The organism is Streptomyces cinerochromogenes, from assembly GCF_014648635.1.
Lineage (GTDB): Bacteria > Actinomycetota > Actinomycetes > Streptomycetales > Streptomycetaceae > Streptomyces > Streptomyces cinerochromogenes.
The window spans coordinates 1-726 of sequence record NZ_BMRM01000060.1 but is presented as its reverse complement, the minus strand read 5'-3'; the positions used below and the strand labels follow the sequence as shown (position 1 = coordinate 726).

Sequence of the window (726 nt, the reverse complement as noted above, 5' to 3'; positions counted from 1 at the left end):
GCTCCGTCAACCTCGGCGCCTTCGTCGACACCACCGCCGCGGACATCGACTGGGAACGGCTGGACGACACCGTCCGCACCGCCGTCACCTTCCTCGACCGCGTGGTCGACATCAACTTCTACCCCACCGAACAGGCCGGCCGCTCCAACGCCAAGTGGCGCCCCGTCGGCCTGGGCGTCATGGGCCTGCAGGACGTCTTCTTCAAGCTGCGCCTGCCCTTCGACTCCCCCCAGGCCAAGGCCCTGTCCACCCGGATCGCCGAGCGCATCATGCTCGCCGCCTACGAGGCCTCCACCGACCTCGCCGAACGCAACGGCCCCCTCCCCGCCTGGGACCAGACCCGCACCGCCCGCGGCATCCTCCACCCCGACCACTACGACACCGACCTGACCTGGCCGGAGCGCTGGGACGCCCTGCGCAGGCGCGTGGCGGAGACGGGCATGCGCAACTCGCTGCTCCTCGCGATCGCGCCGACGGCCACCATCGCGTCCATCGCGGGGGTGTACGAGTGCATCGAGCCGCAGGTCTCCAACCTGTTCAAGCGCGAGACCCTCTCCGGTGAGTTCCTCCAGGTCAACTCCTACCTGGTCCAGGACCTCAAGGACCTCGGCGTCTGGGACGCCCGCACCCGCGAGGCCCTGCGCGACTCCAACGGCTCCGTCCAGCAGTTCCTGTGGATCCCGGAGGAGATCCGCGCCCTGTACCGCACGGCCTGGGAGATCCCCC

The 726-nt window shown here is 70.1% G+C and carries 1 protein-coding gene; it reads left to right on the top strand.

The genetic code is table 11. The features are described 5' to 3' along the window. Positions 1–726 (top strand): ribonucleotide reductase barrel domain-containing protein (locus IEZ20_RS39415; protein ID WP_506004973.1); only part of this gene is annotated, 726 nt, incomplete at both ends.